Here is a 1410-nt window from a genome sequence, read left to right as displayed (position 1 = left end):
ACGGTGTACTGCACCGGGCGCAGCGTACGGGGGGGGCTCGCGAGCGGAGCGTCGCGGCCGGAGACGATTGAGGAGACGGCGGAGCAGGTGACGGCGCTGGGCGGGAAGGGCATCGCGGTGCGGGTGGACCACACCGTGGAGGAGGAGGTGGAGGCGCTGTGTCAGCGCATCCGCGCGGAGGCCGGGAAGCTGGATGTGCTGGTCAACGACATCTGGGGCGGGGAGACGCTGCACGAGCTGGGGCTGGCGTTCTGGAAGCAGTCTCCGGCGAAGGCGCGGCTGATGTTCGACCGCGCCGTGTACACGCACCTCGTCACCAGCCGCTACGCGGTGCCGATGATGCTGGAGCGCGACCGGGGGCTCATCGTGGAGGTGACGGATGGGGACTCGTTCGGCTACCGGGGCGGCGTCGCGTATGACGTGACGAAGATGGCGGTCATCCGGCTGGCCTTCGCGATGTCGAGGGACCTGCGCCGCACGAACCTCACGGCGCTGGCGGTGACGCCGGGGTTCCTGCGCTCGGAGGAGATGCTGGATGGCTTCGGGGTGAAGGAGGCGAACTGGCGCGACGCGGTGAAGAACGTCCCGGACTTCATCGCGTCGGAGACGCCGTCGTACGTGGGCCGCGGGGTGGCGGCGCTCGCGGCGGATCCGGACGTCCACCGCAGGGCGGGGCGCGTGGTCGCCTCGTGGACCCTGGCGCGCGAGTACGGGTTCACGGACCTGGATGGTTCTCAGCCGCACTGGGCGGAGTACTTCGAGCGGACCTATCGGAAGCCGTACACGGTCGCGGACGACGCGGCCTATGCGTCATGGCTTGGCGGCTCCATCGAGATTGTCTGCCCGGACTGGCCGAAATACTGACCGTGCACGGCCCATCCCCGGCGGCCGGGCGAAGCGCTATGGTCTGACGCGAGAGGTCGCGCACATGGCCAAGGGGCACCGCAGGAACGACGAGCCGGATCGGATCGACGAGACCCGGGTCGCACCGTTGGACGACGACCTGGACGAGACGGACGAGGTCCGCACCGAGCAGACCCAGGTGCCGGCCTCGGTGCAGCGCGACGCCGCGGAGGCAGCCCGTTCCTCCGCGGCGGCTCCCGGCCGGAAGTCCTGGGGCAACCAGTCGCGGACCGCGCCCCCCACGAGCGCGGCCCCGCGCACCCCCGAGTTCAAGGGCCTGGAGACGCGGATGACGCCGCCTCCCGTGCCCGACGATGACCTGGTCCTGGAGACCCGCGTGGATGGGCTGTCGCCACCGCCTCCTGGCCCGGGCGCGCGGGAGGAGGACGACGACGCTGCGTTTGCTGCTCCGGCGACCACCGCGCGTCCGTCACGTGAGGGTGAGGGGGGCCGGCAGGGGCGCTCGGGCTGGCTCTTATACACATCTGACGCTGCCGACGATCGCCC

General features: G+C 71.2%; 1 protein-coding gene. It reads left to right on the top strand.

Annotated features, from left to right (window positions below):
- Positions 1 to 864: SDR family oxidoreductase (locus tag D7W82_RS39640; RefSeq protein WP_120623183.1), on the top strand; the 864-nt coding region annotated here is incomplete at its 5' end.
- Positions 865 to 1410: the final 546 nt, after the last annotated feature.

The organism is Corallococcus sp. CA049B (genome assembly GCF_003611685.1).
GTDB classification, from domain to species: Bacteria; Myxococcota; Myxococcia; order Myxococcales; family Myxococcaceae; genus Corallococcus; species Corallococcus coralloides.
The sequence above is the reverse complement of the archived record's forward strand: the minus strand, read 5'-3'. Positions and strand labels throughout refer to the sequence as shown.